At 68.1% G+C, this 22,958-nt stretch carries 21 protein-coding genes; 15 read left to right on the forward strand and 6 right to left on the reverse strand.

All coding sequences use genetic code 11. The features are described 5' to 3' along the window. The first annotated feature begins 231 nt into the window (after nt 1-231). Together CQ034_RS08590 and CQ034_RS19420 are read left to right on the forward strand one after the other, a co-directional pair. Nucleotides 232-1,266: a pentapeptide repeat-containing protein gene (locus CQ034_RS08590; RefSeq protein ID WP_105710710.1), complete on the forward strand. Its 1,035-nt coding sequence runs from the start codon at nt 232-234 to the stop codon at nt 1,264-1,266. Nucleotides 1,267-1,272: 6 nt separating this feature from the next. Continuing rightward, nucleotides 1,273-1,854 carry a hypothetical protein gene (locus CQ034_RS19420; RefSeq protein ID WP_146114821.1) on the forward strand — a complete coding sequence of 194 codons (582 nt, stop codon included), beginning with the start codon at nt 1,273-1,275 and terminating at the stop codon, nt 1,852-1,854. 191 nt (nt 1,855-2,045) lie between these two features. On the opposite strand, the gene soxR is transcribed toward CQ034_RS19420, so the two are convergent. Then, entirely contained in the window at nt 2,046-2,495 is a 450-nt protein-coding gene (gene soxR, locus CQ034_RS08600) for a redox-sensitive transcriptional activator SoxR (protein WP_029261477.1), read from the reverse strand. A gap of 120 nt (nt 2,496-2,615) precedes the next feature. On the opposite strand from soxR, the gene fdxA reads away from it, so the two are divergent. From fdxA to CQ034_RS08620, 4 genes are read left to right on the forward strand one after another with little or no spacing between them, the layout of a single operon-like run. Continuing rightward, nucleotides 2,616-2,942 (forward strand): ferredoxin, encoded by a 327-nt coding sequence (fdxA, locus tag CQ034_RS08605; RefSeq protein WP_091032694.1) that lies wholly within the window; start codon nt 2,616-2,618, stop codon nt 2,940-2,942. Beyond that, nucleotides 2,939-4,297: an FAD-dependent oxidoreductase gene (locus tag CQ034_RS08610; protein WP_105710712.1), complete on the forward strand. Its 1,359-nt coding sequence runs from the start codon at nt 2,939-2,941 to the stop codon at nt 4,295-4,297. The genes fdxA and CQ034_RS08610 overlap by 4 nt, the downstream gene beginning before the upstream one ends. Next, entirely contained in the window at nt 4,294-4,803 is a 510-nt protein-coding gene (locus CQ034_RS08615) for a flavin reductase family protein (protein ID WP_029263057.1), read from the forward strand. Before CQ034_RS08610 ends, CQ034_RS08615 begins: the two co-directional genes overlap by 4 nt. Before the next feature lie 22 nt (nt 4,804-4,825). Then, nucleotides 4,826-5,455: a superoxide dismutase gene (locus CQ034_RS08620; protein ID WP_105710713.1), complete on the forward strand. Its 630-nt coding sequence runs from the start codon at nt 4,826-4,828 to the stop codon at nt 5,453-5,455. A 16-nt stretch (nt 5,456-5,471) separates the two neighbouring features. Here CQ034_RS08620 and CQ034_RS08625 read toward each other — a convergent pair whose 3' ends face one another. Further along, nucleotides 5,472-5,759 carry a metal-sensitive transcriptional regulator gene (locus CQ034_RS08625; protein ID WP_029263059.1) on the reverse strand — a complete coding sequence of 96 codons (288 nt, stop codon included), beginning with the start codon at nt 5,757-5,759 and terminating at the stop codon, nt 5,472-5,474. A 260-nt stretch (nt 5,760-6,019) separates the two neighbouring features. On the opposite strand from CQ034_RS08625, the gene CQ034_RS08630 reads away from it, so the two are divergent. After that, a complete protein-coding gene (locus CQ034_RS08630; RefSeq protein ID WP_105710714.1) occupies nt 6,020-7,666 on the forward strand; it encodes an FAD-dependent oxidoreductase in 1,647 nt (548 codons plus the stop codon). On the opposite strand, the gene CQ034_RS08635 is transcribed toward CQ034_RS08630, so the two are convergent. The 3 genes from CQ034_RS08635 to CQ034_RS08645 all read right to left on the reverse strand — a co-directional run bounded on the left by CQ034_RS08635 (nt 7,663) and on the right by CQ034_RS08645 (nt 11,683). Further along, nucleotides 7,663-8,670 (reverse strand): LacI family DNA-binding transcriptional regulator, encoded by a 1,008-nt coding sequence (locus CQ034_RS08635; RefSeq protein WP_029263061.1) that lies wholly within the window; start codon nt 8,668-8,670, stop codon nt 7,663-7,665. The genes CQ034_RS08630 and CQ034_RS08635 overlap by 4 nt on opposite strands. A 94-nt stretch (nt 8,671-8,764) precedes the next feature. Then, entirely contained in the window at nt 8,765-10,426 is a 1,662-nt protein-coding gene (locus CQ034_RS08640) for a glycoside hydrolase family 13 protein (RefSeq protein WP_105710715.1), read from the reverse strand. An 81-nt stretch (nt 10,427-10,507) separates the two neighbouring features. Then, a complete protein-coding gene (locus CQ034_RS08645; RefSeq protein WP_105710716.1) occupies nt 10,508-11,683 on the reverse strand; it encodes an ROK family transcriptional regulator in 1,176 nt (391 codons plus the stop codon). A gap of 263 nt (nt 11,684-11,946) precedes the next feature. On the opposite strand from CQ034_RS08645, the gene CQ034_RS08650 reads away from it, so the two are divergent. From CQ034_RS08650 to CQ034_RS08685, 8 genes are all read left to right on the forward strand, one after another. Continuing rightward, nucleotides 11,947-13,203: a sugar ABC transporter substrate-binding protein gene (locus CQ034_RS08650; RefSeq protein ID WP_181156259.1), complete on the forward strand. Its 1,257-nt coding sequence runs from the start codon at nt 11,947-11,949 to the stop codon at nt 13,201-13,203. Further along, nucleotides 13,203-14,141, forward strand: coding sequence for a carbohydrate ABC transporter permease (locus CQ034_RS08655; RefSeq protein ID WP_105710718.1), 939 nt, complete (start codon nt 13,203-13,205; stop codon nt 14,139-14,141). Before CQ034_RS08650 ends, CQ034_RS08655 begins: the two co-directional genes overlap by 1 nt. Then, on the forward strand, nt 14,134-14,985 hold the full coding sequence (locus tag CQ034_RS08660; protein WP_105710719.1) for a carbohydrate ABC transporter permease: 852 nt from the start codon (nt 14,134-14,136) through the stop codon (nt 14,983-14,985). The genes CQ034_RS08655 and CQ034_RS08660 overlap by 8 nt, the downstream gene beginning before the upstream one ends. A gap of 26 nt (nt 14,986-15,011) precedes the next feature. Continuing rightward, a complete protein-coding gene (locus CQ034_RS08665; protein ID WP_105710720.1) occupies nt 15,012-18,218 on the forward strand; it encodes a hypothetical protein in 3,207 nt (1,068 codons plus the stop codon). Next, nucleotides 18,211-19,206, forward strand: coding sequence for a nucleoside hydrolase (locus CQ034_RS08670; RefSeq protein WP_219860780.1), 996 nt, complete (start codon nt 18,211-18,213; stop codon nt 19,204-19,206). Before CQ034_RS08665 ends, CQ034_RS08670 begins: the two co-directional genes overlap by 8 nt. Before the next feature lie 35 nt (nt 19,207-19,241). Further along, nucleotides 19,242-20,378, forward strand: a complete 1,137-nt coding sequence (locus tag CQ034_RS08675) for a Gfo/Idh/MocA family protein (RefSeq protein ID WP_374956814.1) — start codon at nt 19,242-19,244, stop codon at nt 20,376-20,378. Beyond that, nucleotides 20,375-21,295, forward strand: coding sequence for a ribokinase (locus CQ034_RS08680; protein WP_105710723.1), 921 nt, complete (start codon nt 20,375-20,377; stop codon nt 21,293-21,295). Before CQ034_RS08675 ends, CQ034_RS08680 begins: the two co-directional genes overlap by 4 nt. 81 nt (nt 21,296-21,376) lie before the next feature. Next, complete coding sequence (locus CQ034_RS08685) at nt 21,377-21,805, forward strand: DUF1761 domain-containing protein (protein ID WP_029263063.1); 429 nt, start codon at nt 21,377-21,379, stop codon at nt 21,803-21,805. 46 nt (nt 21,806-21,851) lie between these two features. Here the strand turns inward: CQ034_RS08685 and CQ034_RS08690 are convergent, their stop codons facing one another. After that, nucleotides 21,852-22,748: an SDR family oxidoreductase gene (locus CQ034_RS08690; RefSeq protein ID WP_105710821.1), complete on the reverse strand. Its 897-nt coding sequence runs from the start codon at nt 22,746-22,748 to the stop codon at nt 21,852-21,854. Between the last annotated feature and the right edge of the window lie 210 nt (nt 22,749-22,958).

Genomic DNA, 22,958 nt, shown 5'->3' on the forward strand with positions numbered 1-22,958 from the left:
GACGGGACTAGCTCACATCACTCCTCGCGCTTGAGAGGCTCTCGACGAGCCGGATGAACGACGGCCTCGGTGAGGACACCAGCAGCCACATCGTTCAACCCACCTTTTTGGGCGCTCTCGCTACGGAAGGCCGAGCATCACTGCCTTCGGCTGTGCGACGACCATAGAACGCGCAGTCAAGCTCGATCAGGGTGTGAACTGAGTGTCCTCCAGAGCCGGTAACGTTCCAGCATGGAGGCCAATGACGTGATACCGATCCGACCATGGGGTGGCGCGCTACTGATACTCGTGTTGGCGGTCGCGGTCGCGTCGGCTGTGGCAGCCATCATGTGGCTGCCACCTATCATCGTGAGCGCAGACATCCCCTCGCCCGCACCTCCGGGCGCTGTGGCCCTTACCGAAGCGGAACGTCTAGGTGCGATCTCCGCCGTGCGGCAGCATATGCTCTGGGCCGCCGGTGGACTCATCGCAATCATCACCCTCATCTTCACGTGGCGCAGGGACCAGATCGCCAGATTCGGGGCGAGGCTCGATCGAGACGCAAACTTCACGACGCGCTACACGGAAGCGATCGCGCAACTGGGGTCGGAAGAGCCGTCAATCCGGTTGGGAGGAATCTACGCGCTTGAGCGAATCGCTACTGACTCCCCGCGGGACCACCCGACCATTCTCGAAGTCCTCGCCGCATACGTTCGCGAGGGGTCGCCGGCCGGCACGACACCGCAGGTGAAGTTACGGCAGGATCTGGCGGCTGCTGTGACCGTGATCGGACGGCTCTCTCAACTTCACAGTTCGACTTGGCCCGTGAATCTGTCCAGTACCTACTTGGGGTACGCCGAACTCGCGGGTGCAAACCTCGAGGGCGCGAATCTGAATGATTCGGTCCTGCTGTACGCGACGATGACGGGAGCCAACCTCCGGGGGGCCCGTCTCTCCAAAGCGAATCTCTCGGATGTAAACCTGACCGACGCCAATCTGGAGGGCGCCGAGCTGTACGGTGTCCTCGCGCAAGATGCGTACTTTGACTACGCAATCCTTGAGGATGCAAGGCTCGACGGAGCGCGTCTCATAGGAACGCAGTTGCGCGGTGCGAAGCTCAAGGGCGCGGTGCTGGCGGAGGCGGAGATGACGGACGCGAATCTCGTTGGTGCAGACCTGACCGGCGCGGATCTTTCGAAGGCGAATCTCCTGCAGGTCGCCAGACCGGGAGTCGACTTCTCGGGTGCCGATCTAAGCGAAGCGATCAATGGCCCGAGCGAAATCTAACCTTGAATGATTAACTCACTCGTGCTGAATGCCTGGGGAGACGAGTCCTACCGAACAGCCGGCGTGGAGCGGCCTTCCTACCTCCTGGGTGCCGCGGTTGCAGATGTCTCGCGCAGCGAAGACATGCGCGCCGAGCTGCAGCGTCTTCCGCGCCGCGGGCCGAAGCTCCACTGGCGAGAACAGGACAGGCTGGCCAGGGATGCATCGATAGCTACAATCACGGATTTCGACGTGTATCACGTCGTCGTCATTGCGGCGCCGGTCGATTATCGCCGACAAGAACGCGCTCGTGCACTTTGCCTTGAGAGGCTCGCGTGGCAACTCGACGGACATGGTGTGCAATTGCTCACTCTCGAAGCGCGTCCACTCCAGCTGATGCAACGAGATTTCAGGACGATCGACGCGCTGCGTGGCAAGCATGCTCTCCCCGCTGGGCTTCGAATCGATCACGCGCAGCCCAGCGAGGAACCGATGGTTTGGATTGCCGATCAGGTACTTGGAGCGTTGGGGGAGAAGATGTCCGGCGGCCGGAGCGACTGGTTCGATGCAGTGAGCTCGTCGGCGACCATCGAACAGATCCAGCTCTAGATACGCGAAAGCCGGGTCCCGTCCAAAGGGGCGGGGGTCCCGGCTTCTACTTCCCTACCCCCAGCGGGGGCGGGCTGGAACCATTCTACGTCCTTTAAAGAGGTAGTGCTCCTCGATTCCGCCAATCCTGTTCACTCGAGGAGTGCGGGGGATCGGTGAGCGCGAGGTGCGCTGACCCGGTGGCGGCCGGGTCAGTCCTGCAGTCGCTGCGGGCCCACGCCCTGCGTCGCGAGGGCGTCGTCGGGGTTGAGCAGTCCGCACGCCTTCATCGACAGGCAGCCGCAGCCGATGCATCCGGTGAGTTCGCGTTCGAGGCGCTCGATGCCCTCGCGGCGCTTCTCGAGTTCGCGCTTCCAGCGTCGTGAGGCCCGTTGCCAGTCGGCGTGGCTCGGGGTCTCGGTGAGCGGCACGTCGGCGAAGGCCGTCTGCACGTCGGACAGCGGGATGCCGAGGCGCTTGGCGACCGTGATGAGCGAGACCCGCCGCAGCATGTGCCGGGCGTAGCGGCGCTGATTGCCGGGCGTGCGCGTCGAGGCGATGAGGCCGAGCGACTCGTAGAAGTGCAGGGCGGAGGCGGCGACCCCGGTGCGTCGGGTCATCTCGCCGATCGTCAGCGGCTCGTCGGGTGCGTGCGGGCTCATCCGGAGACCTCTTCCTCGATTTGACCTCAAGTGTACTTGAGGTTTTACGGTTGTCCTGTGGCCCCGAAATGGGCCGATCTACCCGAACGAGGACAGCGTGACCCGAACGAAGACCCCGCGATGACCTATGTGATCGCTCTGCCGTGCGTCGATGTGAAGGACAAGGCCTGCATCGACGAGTGCCCCGTCGACTGCATCTACGAGGGGGAACGGTCGTTGTACATCCACCCCGACGAGTGCGTGGACTGCGGCGCCTGCGAACCGGTGTGCCCGGTCGAGGCCATCTACTACGAAGACGACCTGCCCGATGAGTGGCAGGACTACTACAAGGCGAACGTCGAGTTCTTCGACGAGATCGGCTCGCCCGGAGGTGCCGCCAAGACGGGGATGCTCGCCTTCGACCACCCGATCATCGCCGCGCTCGCACCCCAGGGGGAACACGCATGACCGTCGCCGAACCGCGCATCGCCATCGTCGGAGCAGGGCCGGCCGGCATCTACGCCGCCGACATCCTCCTCGGACTCGCACCGACCGCGTCGATCGACCTGTTCGAGAAGCTTCCCGCGCCCTACGGTCTGGTCCGTTACGGCGTCGCCCCGGATCATCCGCGCATCCGCAAGATCACCGATGCCCTGCACGACGTGCTCGTGAACCCGCGCATCCGGCTGCTGTGCAACATCGAGATCGGCGTCGACGTCGAGATCGAAGACCTCCGCGCGGCCTACGACGGGGTGATCGTGGCGACGGGCGCCGACCTCGATGTGCACCTCGACATTCCCGGCATCCACCTGCCCGGCTCCTTCGGCGCGGCCGATTTCGTGTTCTGGTACGACGGGCATCCGGATGCTCCGCGCACCTGGCCCCTGGAGGCGGAGTCGGTCGCCGTCCTCGGAGCGGGCAACGTCGCCCTCGACGTGACGCGCATCCTCGCGAAGCACGCCTCCGCGCTGACCCACACCGACACTCCGGACACCGTGCTCGATCAGCTCGCCGCCAGCCCGCTGCGCGACGTGCACCTGTTCGCCCGGCGCGGTCCTGCTGACGTGCGGTTCTCGGCGATGGAGCTGCGCGAGCTGGCTGAGCAGGACGACGTCGACGTGATCGTCGACCCGGATGGGCTCGCCCTGGACGAGCACGCTGAGCGGATGGTCGCGCAGTTCTCCCAGCGCCGCATCATCGTGCGCACCATGACCGAGTGGGCTGCGCTCGACCCGGCAAGCCGCACGGCTTCACGCCGCATCCACCTGCACCTGCGGCAGCGTCCCGTGCGCCTCCTCGGCACGGATCGCGTGACCGGTATCGAGATGGAGCGCACCGCATCCGACGAGCTGGGCCGGATGGTCGGTACCGGTGAGCTGCTGCGCTACGACGTCGGAGCCGTGTACCGGGCCGTGGGCTATCGTTCGACGCCCGTTCCCGGGATGCCGTTCGACGCCGATCTCGGAGTGGTTCCGCACGCCGAGGGACGCGTCGTGGATGCGGCGGGCGCACCGATCCCGCGGCTGTACGCGACCGGCTGGATCAAGCGCGGGCCGGTCGGGCTCATCGGCTCGACCAAGTCGGATGCGGCGCAGACCGTGCGTCACCTCGTCGACGACCTCGCCGACGCCGAGCCGACGGCATCCGGGGCGGACCCGCTCGCCCACGTGGACCACGCCGTCGACCTGGACGGCTGGCTGCGCATCGATGCCGCCGAGCGCGGTGCCGGTGCGGAACGCGGACGGGAGCGGACGAAGCTCGTCGACCGCGCGGAGATGCTCGCGCACGCGAAACTGGAGCAGATGACGGAGGCCGTCCGATGACCGCGACACCCGTACCCACCCCGGTCGGCGAAGGGCTCAAGGCCGCGTTCCGCACGCACCCGGCCGGCGTCGCGATCATCACGGCATCCACTCCGGAGGGTCCGGTCGGGCTCACGGCGTCGAGCGTGGCGTCCGTGGCGGTCGACCCCGCCGCGATCGTGTTCTCGGTCACGAGGGCCACCGGCTCGGCCGGTGCGATCCTGGGCGCTGACACGTTCGTCGTCCACCTCATCGACGATGAGCACTCCGACCTGGCGCAGAGCTTCGCCGTCAGCGGCTCCGAGCGCTTCACGCCTGAGCAGGGCTGGTCGGCGCTCGAGACCGGTGAGCCGCACCTCGCCGCGGCACGGGCCGCGCTGCGCTGCCGCACCCTGCAGACCGTGGCCGTCGGTTCGTCGACGGTCGTGATCGCCGAGGTCCTCGAGGTGCTCGCCGGGCCGCAGGGCCGTCCGCTCGTCTACCTCGACCGCCGCTTCCACGCCCTCCCGCACGACCCCCACCACTGACCATCATCGAAAGGAAGACGCCATGTCCACTCTCTACACACTCCCCGAGCTGCCCTACGACTACTCGGCCCTCGAGCCGCACATCTCCGGCAAGATCATGGAGCTGCACCACTCCAAGCACCACCAGGCCTATGTGACCGGCGCGAACACCGCACTCGAGCAGCTCGCCACGGCGCGCAGCGCGGGCGACCTCGCGAACGTCAACAAGCTCGAGAAGGACCTCGCGTTCAACCTCGGCGGCCACATCAACCACTCGGTGTTCTGGCAGAACCTCTCGCCCGAGGGTGGCGGCGCTCCCGAGGGTGAGCTCGAGGCCGCGCTCGTCGACGCGTTCGGATCGATCGACGCCTTCCGCGCGCACTTCACCGCGACGGCACTCGGTGTGCAGGGGTCGGGCTGGGCCGTGCTCGCCTGGGACAGCGTGGGCGCTCGCCCCGTCATCTTCCAGCTGTTCGACCAGCAGGGCAACGCACCCCTCGGTGTCACGCCGCTGCTGCAGCTCGACGTCTGGGAGCACGCCTACTACCTCGACTACCTCAACGTGCGCGCCGACTACGTCAAGGCGTTCTGGAACCTCGTGAACTGGCCCGACGTGCAGCGCCGCTTCGAGGCAGCGCGCACCGCGACGAAGGGGCTCATCGTCGCCGGCTGACCGGCGACGGCGCGGTTCACGCGAGAGTGAGGAAGAGTTTCTCGAGTTCGGCCATCGACACACCGTCCGTGTCGGTGGCCGTCTCGGTCTCCGACCCGGGGTCCGTCAGGCAGTCCTTCATGGCCGAGGCGATGATCTGGAATCCGGCTTTGTCGAGCGCCGAGGTGACGGCGGCGAGCTGCGTGACGACGGCTCGACAGTCACCTCCGTTCTCGACCGCCGCGATCACAGCCCCGAGCTGACCTTGCGCGCGCTTGAGGCGGTTGGCGATCTTGCGCTGGGTCTCGGCGTCTGCGGATGACATGTTCGCTCCCTGAGTGTCGACTGAACTGATCACTATACCCCCCGGGGTATAGTGATCTCTCGTATACCCATGGGGGTATCGGTGAGGAGCCGAGAAACGATGTGTCGAGCAGTCCGTTGCAAGACCTGTGGCAAGACGACCTGGGCGGGGTGCGGTCAGCACGTCGGCGCCGTGCGCCGCACGGTTCCCGCGGCGCAGTGGTGTTCCGGGCACCCGAAGGGGCCGGCGCAGGGCGGATTCTTCTCGAGGATGTTCCAGCGATGACGTCGCCCGAACCGCGTACCGTCGTCATCGTCGGCGGGGTCGCCGGGGGGATGTCCGCCGCCGCACGCCTGCGCCGGCTCGACGAGCACGCGCAGATCGTGATCTTCGAACGTGGGCCCGAGGTCTCGTACGCGAACTGCGGCCTGCCCTACTACGTCGGAGGTGTGATCGCCGATCGCGAATCGCTGCTGCTGCAGACACCCGCATCCCTGCGCAGCCGGTTCGGACTCGATGTGCGCGTGCGGCATGATGTCGTGCGGATCGACACCGCGCAGAAGCTCGTCGAGGTGGTCGATCTCGAGACGGGACACCACCTCGTGCAGCGCTACGACGCATTGGTCCTCGCCACCGGGGCGAGGCCCCGGCGGGACGAGCCCGCCTCGGACATCCCGACACGCAGCCTGCGGACGGTCGAGGACGCGGATGCGATCGACGCCGCGCTCTCCCGCGCGGGCGTTCCCGTCGTGGTCGTCGGCGGCGGATACACGGGCCTCGAGGCGGTCGAGAACCTCGTCGCGCGGGGCGCATCCGTGACCCTCGTGCAGCGCGGCCCTCAGCTGCTCGCCCCTCTCGACACGGAGATGGCCGCCCCCATCGCGGCCGAGATCCGTGCGCACGGCGTCGACGTGCGTCTCGGCGTGGAGGTCGTTCGAGCCGGTTCCGGAAGTGTCACGCTGAGCGACGGCGCCATCGTCCCCGCAGAGCTCGTCGTCGACGCCTCCGGGGTGGTGCCGGAGACCTCGCTCGCGGCCGACGCCGGAATCCTGCTCGGCGAGACCGGAGGTATCCGGGTCGATGCTTCCTGCCGCACCAGCGCTCCCGACGTCTACGCCGTGGGAGACGGAGTCGAGAAGTTCGACCTCGTCGGCGGGGACGCGGCACTGATCACCATGGCCGGTCTCGCGAACCGGCACGGGCGAATGGTGGCAGACCTCATCGCGGGGCGCGCGGAGTCGGCGCGACCCGCACTCGGCACCGGGATCGTCCGCGTGTTCGGGATCGTCGCAGCGAAGACGGGGTGGAGCGAACGGCAGCTTCGATCGGCGGGACGCGAGTTCTACGTCGTGCACGTGCACCCGGGATCCCACGCCGGCTACTACCCCGGAGCCGAGACCCTGTCGATGAAGATGCTCGCCGACCCGGACTCCGATGCCATCCTCGGTGTGCAGATCGTGGGACGCGACGGTGTCGACAAGCGCATCGACGTGGTGGCGACCGCCATGCAGGCCGGCATACCGGCCGCCGAGCTCGCGCATCTCGAACTCGCCTACGCGCCGCAGTTCGGCTCGGCGAAGGATGCGGTGAACATCCTCGGCTACGTCGCGGAGAACACTCGCACCGGAACGACTCCGACGGTCCAATGGCATGAACTCGAAGCCGCGCGGAGGGCGGGAGCGACGCTGATCGATGTCCGCGCGCCGTCGGAGTTCGCTGCCGGCGCGATCCCCGGTGCGATCAACATGCCGCTGGATGAGATCCGTGACCGGCTCGGCGAACTCCCCGGCGGTCCGATCGTGGTCCACTGCCAGGTGGGCCTGCGCGGGCACATCGCCACCAGACTGCTCCGGCAGCGCGGGGTCGACGCGCGCAACCTCGATGGAGGTTACCGGACCTGGAGCGATGCTGTGCAGGGTCGCGACTAGACCAGGCGGGCGGTCGTCCCGCGCACGTTCAGCTCGTACGGCAGTGCCGACGGGATGTGCACCTCGTCGGGCGTGGTGAGCTTCGCCAGCACCGCATCCGCGGCGCGCTCACCCTGCCCGAGCGGGAACTGGTCGACGGTGGTCAGGCGGAAGAACTCGCCGAGCTCATGTCCGTCGATGCCGACGATCGAGAGTTCATCCGGCACGCTGAAACCCAGGTCGCGGGCCGCGAGCAGCGCCCCGATCGCCATCTCATCGGATGCCGCGAACACCGCGGTCGGTCGGGGGCCCGGCCGTCCGAGCAGCTGCTTCGCCGCGCGGTAGCCGCCCTCGACCGTGAAGTCCGCCGGCTCGAGGAAGGCGTGGTTCAGAGGGATCCCGGCCTTCGCCAGGGCCTTCTCGAACCCGAGGCGTCGGTTGGTGGGGATGTGGAAGTCGATGTCGAACTCGGGGTTGGCGCCGATGTGCGCGATGTCGGTGTGGCCGAGGCCGATCAGGTGCTCGGTGGCGAGCTGGGCGACCGCCACGTCGTCGACCGTGAGGGTGTCGAGCTTCGGGTTCGGGCCGCCGATCGCGATGACCGGCAGGCCGAGGTCGAGCAGATGCTGTGTCTCGTCGGCGTCGAGTTCGATCGACACCGCGATCACGGCATCCACACGCTGCCGCCGCAGGAACGTGTCGAACACGTGCCGACGTACGTCCTTGTCGGCGGTGATGTTGTAGAGCGTGATGTCGTAGCCGGCGCGCATCAGCGCGGCCGAGACGCCCGACAGCACCGTGCTGAAGAACCACCGGTCGAGGAACGGGACGACCACCCCGATGTTGCGGGTGCGCCCCGATGCGAGGCTCGATGCGCGCGAGGAGACGACGTAGCCGAGCGACTGCGCCGCGGCCTGCACCCGCTCCCTGGCGGACTCGGACACGTGGCCGCGGCCGCTGAGCGCGCGCGAGACGGTCGCGGTGGAGACCCCGGCGAGCCGGGCGACCTCATCGATGCTGGCCATGTGTTCCTCTGAGAAATCGTTCCGGTCGCGGCTCCCGTTTTCTCACGACGTGGCGAGCGACGGGATCCGCGACCGGAACGGGGTGTGGGGCGGGTCAGACCGTGGTGTACCAGACGGCGGTGTCGACCGGGATCGACGAGCCGTCGAACGGCTGGCTCTTCAGCATCACGCTCGCGTCGGCCGGCAGCTCGATCGGCGCGGTGCCGAGGTTCGCGACCACGTGCACGTCGCCGCGGCGGAAGGCCACCGTGTCAGCGCCGGCATCCTCCCAGACCAGGGAACCGGCGCCGAAGCCGTGCTCGCGACGAGCCGCGAGCAGACGCTTGTACAGGGCGAGCGTCGAGCCGGGGTCGACCTCTTCGACGTCGCGGGCGTACGTCGCCCACTCGGTCGGTTGCGGGAGCCACGACAGTCCGGTCTCGTTGAAGCCGAAGGCCGGAGCCTCCGCCTCCCAGGGCAGCGGCACGCGGCATCCGTCGCGTCCGTAGCGCTTGCCCTCGGTGCGGAACCAGGTCGGGTCCTGACGGAACTCGTCGGGGATCTCCATCGCCTCGGGGAGCCCGAGCTCTTCGCCCTGGTACAGGTAGGCCGAGCCGGGGAGCGCGAGCATGAGGGTGGTCGCCGCGCGGGCGCGAGCCAGGCCGATCGCGGTGTCGGGCTTGTTCGGGGTGTTCGGTCCGATGCCCTCACCCTGGGGGTTGTCGGCCGTGAGCGCGAGGCGCGACGCGTGCCGCACGACGTCGTGGTTCGAGAGCACCCAGGTGCTGGGCGCTCCGACGCCGCCGAACTCGTCGAGCGACTCGCGGATGACATCCCCCAACGACTTCGCGTCCCACGGCGTCATGAGGTACGGGAAGTTGAAGGTCTGGTGCATCTCGTCCGGACGCACCCAGAGAGCCGTCTGCTTGAGCGTCGGCATCCAGGCCTCGCCGCACAGCGCGCGGTCGCCGTCGTACTCGGCGAGCACCTTGTGCCAGTCGCGGTAGATCTCGTGCACGCCGTCCTGGCCCCAGTACGGCACGTTCGATTCGCCGCCGCCCATGGAGTCGGCGTCGCTCGGCGGCGTGTAGTCGGGGAGGCCCTCGGTCTTGATCATGCCGTGGGCGACGTCCACCCGGAAGCCGTCGACCCCGCGGTCGAGCCAGAAGCGGAGGATGGAGCGGAACTCCTCTTGCACCTCTTCGTTGTTCCAGTCGAAGTCGGGCTGCGTGGCGTCGAAGATGTGCAGGTACCACTGGCCGGGGGTGCCGTCGGCCTCGGTCACGCGCTGCCACATGCCGCCGCCGAACACCGACTCCCAGTTGTTCGGCGGGAGCTCGCCGTTCTCGCCCTTGCCGTCGCGGAAGATGTACCGCGCGCGCTCCGGGCTGCCCGGCGCCGCCTTGAGTGCTTCCTGGAACCACACGTGCTGGTCGGACGAGTGGTTCGGGACCAGGTCGACGATCACACGGATGCCGCGGTCATGGGCCTGGGTGAGCATCTCGTCGAAGTCGGCGAGCGTACCGAACAGGGGGTCGACGTCGCGGTAGTCCGCCACGTCGTAGCCGGCATCGCGCTGCGGGCTGGTCATGAAGGGGCTGAGCCAGATCGCGTCGACGCCGAGTTCCTGCAGCGAGTCGAGGCGGCTGGTGATGCCCGGGAGGTCGCCGATGCCGTCGCCGGAGGCGTCCGCGAAGGATCGGGGATAGATCTGGTAGATGACGGCGCTGCGCCACCACTCGGAACCGGGGGCTGCGATCTGCTCAAGCTGTGCCATGCGAACAGGCTACTGCAAACGCTTACAGTCGTGCCAGAGCGGGTATCGAATCGGTTCGATCCGGGGGTGTGCCGCCCCGACTCAAAGGGTGAGGATCCCGCGCGACGGGGAGGGGAAGCGGGCCTCGGCCTGCACCGAGGCGAGGAGCTGGGCGTCGATGGCGTCGAGCGCGATCCGGACGGCACCCATCGCCACCGACTCGTCGCCCAGCGTGGAGAGCGCGACCCGCGGGGCGTGCGGCTGGAGCTCGTCGATGTGCGAGCGGATCGCGTCGAGGATGATCTCGCCGCCGCGGGAGATGCCGCCGCCGAGCACGATCAGCTCCGGGTCGACGGCCAGTGACATCGCCACGACCCCGGTCGCGATGCTGGCGGCGAATCCGTCCAGCGCTGCGAGTGCGTGCGGGATGCCGTCGCGCGCGGCGAGGAACATGGCTTCCCGGGTCGGTGCGACTCCGGTGCCCGCGAGCGAGTCGACGTGTCGCGGTGCTTCCGCCCACCCGAGCTGGGGCAGGGCGCCGACCAGGCCGGATCCGCCGCTGTGACCGCGGTAGAGGGATCCGCCGATGAGGATCCCCGCACTGGTCCGGTTCCCGGAGAGGACGTAGACGACGTCGCGCGCGTCCTGTGCGCTGCCACGCCAGTGCTCGGCGATCGTGCCGAGGTTGTTGTCGCTCTCGACCCGCACGGGCACGCCCCAGCGCGTCGAGAGCGTGTCGGCGAGGTCGAGGCCGAGCCAGCCGGGCAGGCCGTTGCCTCCGTACCGGGTGACGGTGCCCGAGGCGTCGATGACGCCGGGCGAGCCCACGCCGGCGCACCAGACCGCCTCCGTGTCGAGACCGGCTTCGGCGAGGCAGGCCTCCACGACGGTCGTGGCGAGCGCGAGCCGGTCGGCGGCGCTGGCATCCTCGTCGATCGACACTTTGTGCGAGGCGCGCGGCCGGCCTTCGAGGTCGGCGACGATGCCGAGGATCTTGTGCACGCCGATGTCCAATCCGACGACGTGTCCCGCTTCGGCGGCGAAGCGGTAGCTGCGTGCGGGGCGACCGGGGCGAGCGCTGGCCGGGGCGTCGGCGGGGGTCACCCAGCCGAGCTCGACGAGGTCGCGGACCACGTCTTCGGCCGCCGTGCGTGAGATGCCCAGCTGGTCGGCGAGGCCGGTCACGGTGTGCTGTCCGTCGCGGACGCCGAGGAGTGCCGCATGGGTGTTCATGCGTCTCAGCAGCGAGCGGTCGCCGGAGCGTGGTGTCGTCGTCATGGTCTCCCGTACTCGAGGAGCGGATTCTCACGTCAAGTTTGGTTAGTCATCGTAGCGCGCTGCGAGCCGCAGGATCGGATCGGCGCGACCGAGGTGAACCCGGCTCTTGACAGGCGTGATCGGCATCCTCTAATTTTAATGCCAACTTGGATTATTATATGGAAGTCGTGATCCAGGAGTGCCGAGGCCGTCACCGCTCGAGCACGATGCTCCACCCCCTCGCACCCGAGCAAAGGACCAAGCAGACAATGAATCGTCAGCGAATGACCGCGAGCGCCGTCGCCGCCGTCGCCGTTCTCTCCCTCAGCCTCACCGCATGCGCATCCGGCGCAGGACCCGCTGACGGCGGTGAGGCGAGCATCGACTATGTGATCTGGGATGCCAACGCCCTCGAGCCGTACAAGGACGTGATCGCCGCCTTCAATGAAGAGCACCCCGAGATCACGGTCAACATCCAGGCCCTCCCCTGGGACCAGTACTGGACCAAGCTGCAGACCCAGGCCTCGAGCAAGACGCTGCCGGACGTCTTCTGGATCAACGAGCCCAACGCCGGCCTGTACGCCACCAACGGCGCACTCGCCGCCGTCGACACCGCAAACGGGATCGACCCCGCGAACTTCCCTGACGCGTCGATCCAGAGTTACACCTTCGACGGCGAGCTATACGCCGCTCCGACCGGCTACGCGACGATGGGCGTCTGGTACAACACCGCTCTCTTCGATCAGGCGGGCGTCGCATACCCGGCCGACGGGTGGACGCAGGAGGACTTCGTCGCCGCAGCGACGGCCATCAGCACCGCGCTCGGTTCCGAAGGCGTGTTCGGTGCTGCCGCCGCCCCGTGGACCGGTCAGGAGACCTCGTACAACACCATCTACCAGTCCGGAGGTGAAGTCATCTCCGAAGACGGCACCACCTCGGGCTACGACGACCCCGGCACGATCGCGGGCGTCAAGCTCTGGGTCGACCTCGCTCAGGCGGGAGTCTCCCCGTCCGTCGCCCAGATCACTGACACTCCCATCCCGCAGTACTTCACCTCGGGCAAGCTGGCCATGATGTGGTCCGGCCCGTGGAACGCGAACTCCCTGAAGGACAGCGAGATCGCAGACACCGTGGCGGTAGCTCCGCTCCCGACCGGAGAGTCCGACCTCGTCACCACGATCCAGGGCGGCGCCGACGCCGTGTCGGCCTACTCGGAGAACAAGGAGGCCGCGCAGACCTTCCAGGCGTTCCTCGGCTCGAAGGAGGCCCAGGAGCTCTACGGTGCCGCGGGCCTCGGCATCCCCGCCTTCAACGGTGTCGCCTCGAGCTTCACCGACGCGTTCCCGCAGTGGGACCTCTCGCTGTTCAGCGACCAGGCCGCGCACGCCGCCCCGTACCCGGTGTCGCTGAACACCGCGGCGTGGAACACGCTCGAGAACGAGTACCTCACCAAGGCGTGGAGTGGCGAGCTCACCGTCGAGGAAGCGTGCACACAGCTGGCGGCGGCGATGAACGACGTGCTCGCCGCTGAGCGGAAGTGATGACCACCACCACGGTGAGTCGCGGGCGGGTGGCGGCTCCGGCCGCCACCCGCCCCGTGCGGCGCTCCCCGAAGTACGACGGCGTCTGGCCGTGGATCTTCCTCGTGCCGATCCTCGTGCCGTTGGCCATCTTCTTCATCTGGCCGCTGCTGCGGACGTTCTACTACAGCTTCACGACCTGGGGCTTCTTCGGCGACGTCAGCTGGGCGGGAATCGACAACTACGTCCGGCTGTTCAACGATCCCGACTTCGCGCTCGCGCTCGGCAACACCGCCATCTACACCGCGATCGTGATGCTCAACGTGCCGATCGCCGTGTACCTCGCAGCGCTCATCAACCGGCCGGGTCTGCGGTTCAAAGGTCTCTACCGCACGCTGTACTTCCTGCCGGTGGTCACGATGCCGGTCGCGGTCGCCATCGTCTGGCGGATGCTCTACAGCGGGGACTTCGGCCTCATCAACGCCTTCCTCGGACTCTTCGGAATCCAGGGGCCGTACTGGCTCTCGACGCCGGGGCTCTCCCTCGTCGCGGTCGCCATCGTCGGCATCTGGCTCTCGCTCGGGTTCAACATCATCGTCTTCAGCGCCGGGTTGTCCAGCATCCCTCCGGACCTGTACGAGGCCGCCTCGATCGACGGGGCGAGTCCCGCGCGGCAGTTCCGCAGCATCACTCTGCCACTGCTCACCCCGACGATCTTCTTCATCAGTGTGCTGACCCTGATCGGCGGCTTCCAGGTCTTCGATCTGATCTTCGTGATGCTGGGCACCGGTCCCAACGCCGCCCGATCGCAGACCCTCGTGTACTTCTTCTACAACGAGGGCTTCCTGCAGAACGACAAGGGGTACGCCACCGCGATCGGCGTCGTGATCATCGTCATGATCGCGATCCTCACCGCCATCCAGTTCCGTCTGCAGAAGAAGTGGGTGCACTATGAGTGACCGTCTCGCGCAGAGCCGCAAGGGTCGGCGTTCCGGTCGACAGCTCGGTGCACATGCCGTGCTCCTGATCGGCGGCGTGGTCATGGTCTCGCCGTTCATCTATCAGGTGCTGGCGACCTTCATGACGAACGGGCAGATCACGTCGGTGCCGCCGACGCTCTGGCCGACGCAGTGGAATCTCGACAACTACGTCGGTGTCTTCGCTCAGGTCCCCTTCCTCCGCCAGATGCTGAACACCATCATCATCACCGTGCTGACCACGGTCGCGACGCTCATCCTCTGTGCGCTCGGGGGATACGCGTTCGCGCGGATGCGGTTCTTCGCCAAGGGCCCGCTGTTCGCGATCGTGCTCTCCATGCTGATGGTGCCCGGAACGCTTCTGCTCATTCCGCAGTATCAGACCGTGCAGAGCTTCGGCTGGCTCAACTCCTTCGCGGGCATCGTCGTCCCCGGATTGGTGAACGCCTTCGGGATCTTCATGATGAGACAGTTCTTCCTCGGACTGCCCAAGGAGCTCGAAGAGGCGGCGCGACTCGACGGCGCGAACCCCGGCCAGGTGTTCTGGCAGGTCATGCTCCCGCTGGCGAAGCCGGGCCTGAGCGCGCTCGCGATCCTCACCGCCCTCGCATCCTGGTCCTCCCTGCTCTGGCCGCTCGTCATCGTGAACAGCCAGGACATGATGCCGCTCGCCGTCGGGCTCGCATCGTTCACGGGAGAGCACGGCTCCGAGTACCCGTCGATGCTCGCCGCGGCGCTCATGGCGATGCTGCCGATCATGATCCTGTTCCTCGTGATGCAGCGCCGCGTCATCGAGGGCATCGCCTTCTCCGGTCTCAAAGGCTGAGACCGACCTTCCGAAAGGACAGCTCGATGAAGAGACGTACGTTCCTCGGCGTCATGGCCGCACCCATGCTGATCGCCCTCGTGGACGGCACTTCCCGTCCGGCATCCGCCTTCGCGGGCACCGGGGCCGCGTCGGCGCATCCGCTCACGACGACGGCGGGGCGGTCGACGTTCCGGGTGGGGACCCATCGCGGCGCTCCCTGCCTCTTCGTCGACGACGCCCCGCGCTTCCCGATGTATCTGTTCGAGCAGGAGGTGTCCGTCGCCGACGGGCAGACCTTCAGCGACGCCGGCGTGGAGTTCTACTCCTTCATCGAGAAGGACTCTTACCTCGATCTCGGATGGAAGGGCGCGAGCTGGCAGGACTTCTCGGTGATAGATCGCGTCATGCAGACGTTCGAGGATCATGTGCCGACCGGCTATGCCATGCCGCGGGTGCACCTGTGGGCGCCTGACTGGTGGCTCGACGCCCACCCCGACGACCTGGTCGACTATGCGATCGACCCCGGAACGGCCGACATCCCCCGCGACGCCTCCTTCGCCTCTGCGACCTGGCGCACGGAGGCGGGTGCCAAGCTCCGCACGATGGTGCGGCACATCCTGGACGGACCGCAAGGCGACCGGACCATGGGCATCACGCTCGCCGGCGGACTCTACGGCGAGTGGCTCTGCTACAACGCGGAGTACCTGCCCGACACGAGCGAGGCCATGCGCACCGCCTGGATAGGGCATCTCAAGACGAAGTACGCGAACAGCGTCGCGCAGCTCCGTGCCGCGTGGGGTGACCCGGCCGTCACCTTTCACACCGTGGTGATCCCGGGCACAGGGGAGCGGCGGGAGACGGCGAACGGGCTGTTCCGCGATCCTGCCGCGTCGCGCCGCGTGCTGGACTACTACGAGAGTCATCACCGTGTCGTCGTGGAGGCTATCGATCACTTCGCCTCGATCGTCAAGGACGAGAGCGACGGCACGCTTCTCACGTCCGTCCTCTACGGCTACACCCCGGACCAGGGGTACATGCCGCAGGAGCAGCACCACCGCGCCGTGGCCGCACTGCACCGGCTCGACTCCGTCGATCTGGTCACCTCGCCGCACTCCTACTATCGGCGTGCTCCCGGTGACGACGGCGCCTACCGCACCTATACCGAGAGCCTCGCGCTGCACGGCAAGCTCTTCATCGACGAGGCAGACGACCGCACGCACCTCGCGACGAGCCCCATCCTGTTCATCTACGCGACCACCATGGCCGAATCCCTCGGCATCATCCGTCGGGCTTTCGGTCAGGCTGTGACCCACGCTACGGGCATGTGGTACATGGATCACTCCTCGGGACTCTGGTACGCCGATCCTGCATTCGGTGCGGAGTTCGCGAAGCTCAAGCACTGGGGCGACTACTCGATGAACGTCTCGCGCGCCCGGTCCTCGGAGGTCGCCGTGATCAGCGTGCCGACCGCCGAGCTCGTGCTCGGCGGCGAGACCGACACGACGGCCAAGCTCTACGAAGGGCCGTCTCTCGGCAGCCGCCAGGGCATCGGCGAGCTGAGCCGCGCGGGAGCGCCCTTCGACCGCTTCACGATCGACGACCTGGTCGACGGGCTGGTCCCCACGCACTACAAGGTCTACGTGTTCCCCGACGCCTTCCGCCTGAACGCCGCCCAGCGGGTAGCGATCACCGCGCTCAAGTCCGGTGGCCGCACGCTCGTCTGGGGCTGGGCACCCGGGTACGCGGGAGACTCCGGCCTCTCGAAGGCCGACGTCGAGGCGCTCACCGGGTTCAGCCTCACGCAGGTCAACGCTCCTACGTCGTCACCACCCGACCCGAGCACACCGCTGGACAGCGAGGACTTCGAGTCCGGCAGCTTCGCGGGCACGGGGTACTCGGCCGGGGCGGGCGGGGCGGCGGGGACGATCATCGCGACGGCGGGCGAGGTGATCGGCGGGACGCGATCGGTCAAAGGCAGCGCACCGGCCAGCACCGACTGGCACGAGTACCTCTACACGAAGGCCGCGTCGATCCCGCTCGAAGCCAACGCGACCTATCGGGTGAAGTTCCGAGGTCGCACGATCACTGCCCCGGGTGCCGGCGCATACTTCTATTTCGTCGCCCGCACCGGCACCGGCGGCGTGCCGCAGGATGTCGGTTCGAATCAGTGGAGCGATGCTCCCGGGTCGGTCTACACGAAGGAGTTCGAGTTCACGCTCAAGAACTACAGCGACTACTACCTGATCTGGGGCATCCACGACGGGGGCGCGATCACCGTCGACGACATCACGATCACGAAGGTCAAGAACGCGGGGCTTCCCCCGATGAGCTACCACCTGGACTCGGCCGCGTTCCCCGGCGTCACGGAGACCTTCGGAGGCGAGATCGCCCTCGAACCGCTGTTCCTCCCGAGCGGAAGCGGATTCACCACGCTCGCCCGCTCGACCGAGAGCACACCGCGGCCCGTGATCGCGAGGAAGACGCTGACCGGGTGGACCTCGGTGCTCGCCAGCACTCCGCCGATCCCGTCTCCCGTGCTGCGCAAGCTGTACAGCGACGCGGGGGTGCACGTGTACACCGGAGGCGACGACAACCTCGAGGCCAACGCCGCCTGGATCAGCCTGCATGCGAAGACCGCGGGGACGAAGACCGTCACTCTCCCGACCCCGGGCCCGCTCTACGACACGGGGAGCGAAACGCTCCTCGGTCTGTCCACGTCCACGGCAACCTTCACGATGGCGAAGGGTGACACGGTGCTCCTCACCCGGAGCAACCCGCTGGTCACCGGTGGAGTCGTCTTCGGCTTCGAGACGGGGTCCTTCGCCACCAGCCACTTCACGGGAGGGTTCGGCGGATCGTACGGCACCATCACCAGCACCCCGTCGCAGGTCGTCTCGGGCAGCCACTCCGCCTACGGGGCGGCGCCTGCAACGACCGACTGGTACGAGTTCCTCTACTCGAATCCCGCGACGATCGCGCTCAGCCCGGATACCTCGTACACCGTGGAGTTCGTCACCAAGACCGGCACGCTCCCCGGGAGCGGCGGTCACTTCTACTTCCTCGCGCGATCGCAGGCGGCAGGAGCGCCGAGCGACCGGGGCGTGACGAGCTGGACCGATCCGGTCGCGACCGTGCACAAGAGATCCGTCACGTTCACGACCGGCAACCACACCGACTACCGCCTCATCTGGGGCCTGCACAACGGAGGGGCGCTCTCTGTCGATGACATCCTCATCTCACGCAATGACTGACCGCGGGCATCGTCCGATGCCGATCCTTATCGAGACCGATCTCTGCGACGACGTGGACGATGCCGGGGCGATCGCGGTCGCGCACGCCCTCGCCGACCGCGGGCTCGTCGAGATCCTCGGCATCGGGATCAACACCTCCGGTCACTGGAGCCACAGTGCCGCCCGCGTGCTCAACGACTACTACGGCAGGGCCGAGATCCCCGTCGGGATCCGGCATCCGATCACCGACGGGATCGGGCCGGAGGACTACGCGCGGGCGATCAGCAGGATGCATCCGCATGCCGCGACACCGGACGTGATGCCGGACGCGGTCGCGGTGCTCAGGGAAGCCCTCGCCGGAGCCGATGACGGCACGGTCACGGTCGTCTCGATCGGCTACTTCGGAAACCTGGTCGCGCTGCTGGACACCCCCGCCGATGCTCTCAGTGCTCTGAGCGGGCGGGAGCTCGTGGCCACGAAGGTCGCGCGTGCCGTCGTGATGGGCGGTGTCTTCGGTACGCGCGCCCGGCCCCATCTCGGTGCGGAGCCGCTCGCGGAGACCAACTTCGCGCACGAACCGGGACACACCGCACGGTTCCTCGCGGAGTGGCCGAGCCCGGTGGACTTCGTGGGATGGGAGACCGCGGCCGACGTCATCACCGGTCGTACGCTCTCGGCCACCCAGGGTGACGACAGCCCGGTGGCGATCGCGTACTCCCTGCACAGCGGCAAGGGGAACGGACGCCCGAGCTGGGACCTGCTCGCGGTGATGCTCGCCGCCGGTGAGCTCGACGGACGCGTCGCCTTGAGCGGACCCGGCACCGTGTCGCTCGACGAAGCGGCGGGCACCCTGTGGGCCCCCTCTGCGAGCGGACGCCACCGGTACGCGGTCACCGTCGTCGGTCCGGAGGAACTGTCCGGACTCATCGACGACCACTTGGGACGCCCGCCCCTCGCGGGTGCCTGGGGATCCATCAGACAGGAAACGGAGCTCGACGTATGGCGCTGAGGATCGCAGTCGCGGGCGCAGGATCCCGCGCGGAATTGGCCACCTTCCTTCCCCGGTTCGGAGCGGAGATCGTGGCGGTCGCCGACCCTGCCGCGCGAGGCCGGGAACGCGCGGGCTCGCTGTTCGGGCACGACGTCCTGGTCGTCGATGACCATCGGGCGCTCCTCGACCTCGACCTCGATGCCGTCTTCGTGCTGACTCCCGACCATACGCACGCCGAGGTCGCCGTCGATCTTCTCCAGGCCGGAATCGCCGTGTACCTCGAGAAGCCGATCGCGACGCGGCTCGACGATGCCGATCGCATCCTCGAGACCGCCTTCCGCACGCGCACTCGCCTCGCCGTCGGTCACAACATGCGCCACATGCCGATGGTGCGACTGTTGAAGCGGCTGATCGACGAGGGGACGATCGGCGAGGTGAAGACCGTGTGGTGCCGGCACTTCGTCGGCCACGGCGGTGACTTCTACTTCAAGGACTGGCACGCCGAGCGGGCGAAGACGACCGGGCTGCTGCTGCAGAAGGGCGCGCACGACATCGACGTGATCCACTGGCTGGCGGGAGCCCCGAGCCGTGACGTGGTCGCGATGGGCGACCTCATGGTCTACGGCGACGTCGAGGATCGGCGCGACAACTCCGACCGGATGATGGGCACCCTCGCGAGCCTCGACAACTGGCCGCCGCTCGCGCAGACCGAGCTCAACCCGGTGATCGACATCGAGGACGTGTCGATCATGACGATGCGTCTCGGCAACGGGGTACTCGCCAGCTACGAGCAGTGCGCGTTCTCGCCCGACTACTGGCGCAACTACACGGTGATCGGCACGGAGGGACGCCTGGAGAACCTCGGCGACTCCGACGGCGGCGTGGTGCGGTTGTGGAACAGGCGATCCGAATACAACGGCGCCGGGGACAGGGACTACGAGATCCCTCTCGGCGAGGGCACCCATGGTGGGGCGGATGTCGCGATCGTCGAGGAGTTCCTGGGGTTCCTCCGTGGAGAGCGCCAGCTCGAGACGTCTCCCTCCGAGGCCAGGGACAGCGTCGCCGCGGGCATCGCGGCAACCGCGTCGTTGCGCGCGGGGGCGATGCCGCAGCGGGTTCCGGAGCTCGATCCGCAGGTGAAGGCGTACTTCGACGGCGGACAGGTGAGCGCCCGCGAGGCGCGTCGATGAGCACGGGATCTGTGGTCGTGCTCGGAGCGGCGAACGTCGACCTGGTGCTCCGCGTCGATGCCATCCCGGTCCCGGGCGAGACCGTCAGCGCGCGTGGCTCGGAGGTGCACGCCGGGGGGAAGGGGTTGAACCAGGCGGTCGCGGCGGCGCGCTCCGGGGCACGGACGAGACTCCTCGCGGCGGTCGGGGACGACGAGCACGGGCGGTTCCTCCGCGCCGAGGCCGAGGAGGCGGGTGTCGACGCCCGCGGAGTGCGCGTCGTCGCGGAGCGGACGGGCAGCGCGTACGTCGTCGTCGACTCTCGGGGTGAGAACAGCATCGTGATCGACGGCGGGGCGAACTCGACGCTTCGTGGCGTGAGCGAGCTCGAACGTCACGCGATCGCCGGGGCGGACGTCGTGGCGCTGCAGCGGGAGTGCCCGGCCGGATCCGCGTTCGACGCGGCCGAGGCGGCGCGGGCTGCCGGCCGCACCGTGATCCTCAATGCGGCTCCCGCTCAGGGTCTGCCCGAGAAGCTGCTGGCGCTTGTCGATGTGCTCATCGTCAACGAAGGCGAGGCCGCGACGATCCTCCGCGATCTCGGCCAGGCCGCTGCGGGCGGGAGCATCGAAGGTCAGGTCCGCGCCCTCGCGGAGCGGGTGCCGGCGGTCGTGGTGACGAGGGGAGCCGCTGGGCTCATGCTCGGCCGGGGCGACGAGGTCATCGCCGTGCCCGCGCATCGGGTCGAGGTCGTCGACACGACGGGGGCCGGCGACACGTTCTGCGGCGCGCTCGCGGCCGAGGTCGCCCGCGGCAGCGCCCTGGAAGAGGCCTGCCGATACGCGTCGGCCGCGGCGGCGCTCTCCGTCGGGCGACGGGGAGCGGTCGCCTCGATCCCGACGCGGTCGCAGGTGGAGGAGCTGCTCGCACAGTCGTGACGCGGGAAGTCGAGTCGACCTCCTCCCCGCGCTGCCGCACCGCAGGAGTAGCCTGACGGCATCCGATGAGTGGAGGCTGTCATGGTTCCCGAGATCAACTACTGGGCGGTGCTGCTGGCCACCGCGTCGAGCATGATCGTCGGCTCGATCTGGTACGCCCCGAAGGTGTTCGGCACCCGCTGGTCGAAGCTGGCGAACGTCGACATGGATCGTCCGGCGGCCACGGCGATGTGGCCCATCATCACCACGGTCATCGTCAGCTTCATCACGGCATGGGTGCTCGCCGGGGCATCCGCCATCGCCTGGCATTTCTACGGCGGCGCGTTCTTCTGGGGCACCATCGTCACGGCGGTCACGCTGTGGGCCGGCTTCACGGCCGCACGTTTCATCACCCACGATGCGTTCGAGGGCCGCTCGACGAGGCTGACCACGCTGAACATCGCGCACGAGCTGGTCACGGTCGTGGTGATGGCCGTGATCATCGGCGTCTGGCCGCCGGCACTCGGCTAGGTCGTACGGGGGCGTCGGCGGGGAGCCCGTCGACGACCCCGCGCGGTCACGGCGTCGGCATGCCGCCGTTGACGTTCAGCGTCTCGCCGGCGACATAGCTCGACTCCGCCGACGCCAGGAACACGTATGCCGGGGCGAGCTCGGCGGGCTGTCCCATCCGGCCGAGCGGGGTGTCCTCGCCGAAGCTGTCCAGCTTCTCCTGCGGCTGACCGTCGCTCGGCTGCAGCGGCGTCCAGATCGGGCCGGGGGCCACCGCGTTCACACGGATGCCCTTCGGGGCGAGCTGCTCGGCAAGCCCCTTCGTGAACGCGTTGATGGTCGCCTTGGTCGAGGCGTAGTCGACGAGGATGCCGGAGGGCGAGTACGCCTGGATCGACGTGGTGTTGATGATCGTCGAACCGGCGGGGAGGTGCGGCAGCGCCGCCTTCGTGATCCAGAACATCGCGTACACGTTGGTCTTGAACGTGTCGTCGAACTGCTCGTCCGTGATGTCGATCAGCGACTCCTGGTAGACCTGCTTCCCGCCGTTGTTGACGAGGATGTCGAGCCCGCCCAGGGCGGCCACCGCATCGGCGACGAGTGTCCGGCAGTACTCGGGGTCGCGGAGGTCGCCCGGCAGAGCGGCGACCTTCACCCCGGCCTCGCGGAGGATCCCGGCGATGCGGCTCGCATCCTCCTCCTCTTCGGGCAGGTACGAGAGGGCGACGTCGGCGCCCTCCCGCGCGAACGCGATGGCCGTGGCCGCGCCGATGCCCGAGTCGCCGCCGGTGATCAGCGCCTTGCGGCCGGTGAGCCGTCCGGTGCCGCGGTAGCTCTCCTCGCCGAGGTCGGCCTTCGGGGCCAGGTCGGCGTCGAGGCCGGGCTCCGGCATGTGCTGCTTCTCGGGTTCGATGTCCGCGTAGAGCTCGGCAGGGTTGGTGAAGGTGTACTGGTCGCGGGGCATGATGCGTCCTTTCGACAGCGGCTGATCGTCTCCGCCACCCGTGAGCTGCGTGTGCGACGCGGGCACGGGTCCGGGCGGCGCGTGGACTCCCAGAGTGCGGGCGACCTCCCCCTCGGGGCAAAAGCCTTGCGCACCTCGGCCCCGGTTGCTATGCGGCCGCCGTCGCGAGGCGTCTCCGCCGGGCGGAGAACTAGACCTTCGCCACTTCTG

It is taken from the genome of Microbacterium sp. MYb45, from assembly GCF_002979655.1.
Taxonomy (GTDB): domain Bacteria; phylum Actinomycetota; class Actinomycetes; order Actinomycetales; family Microbacteriaceae; genus Microbacterium.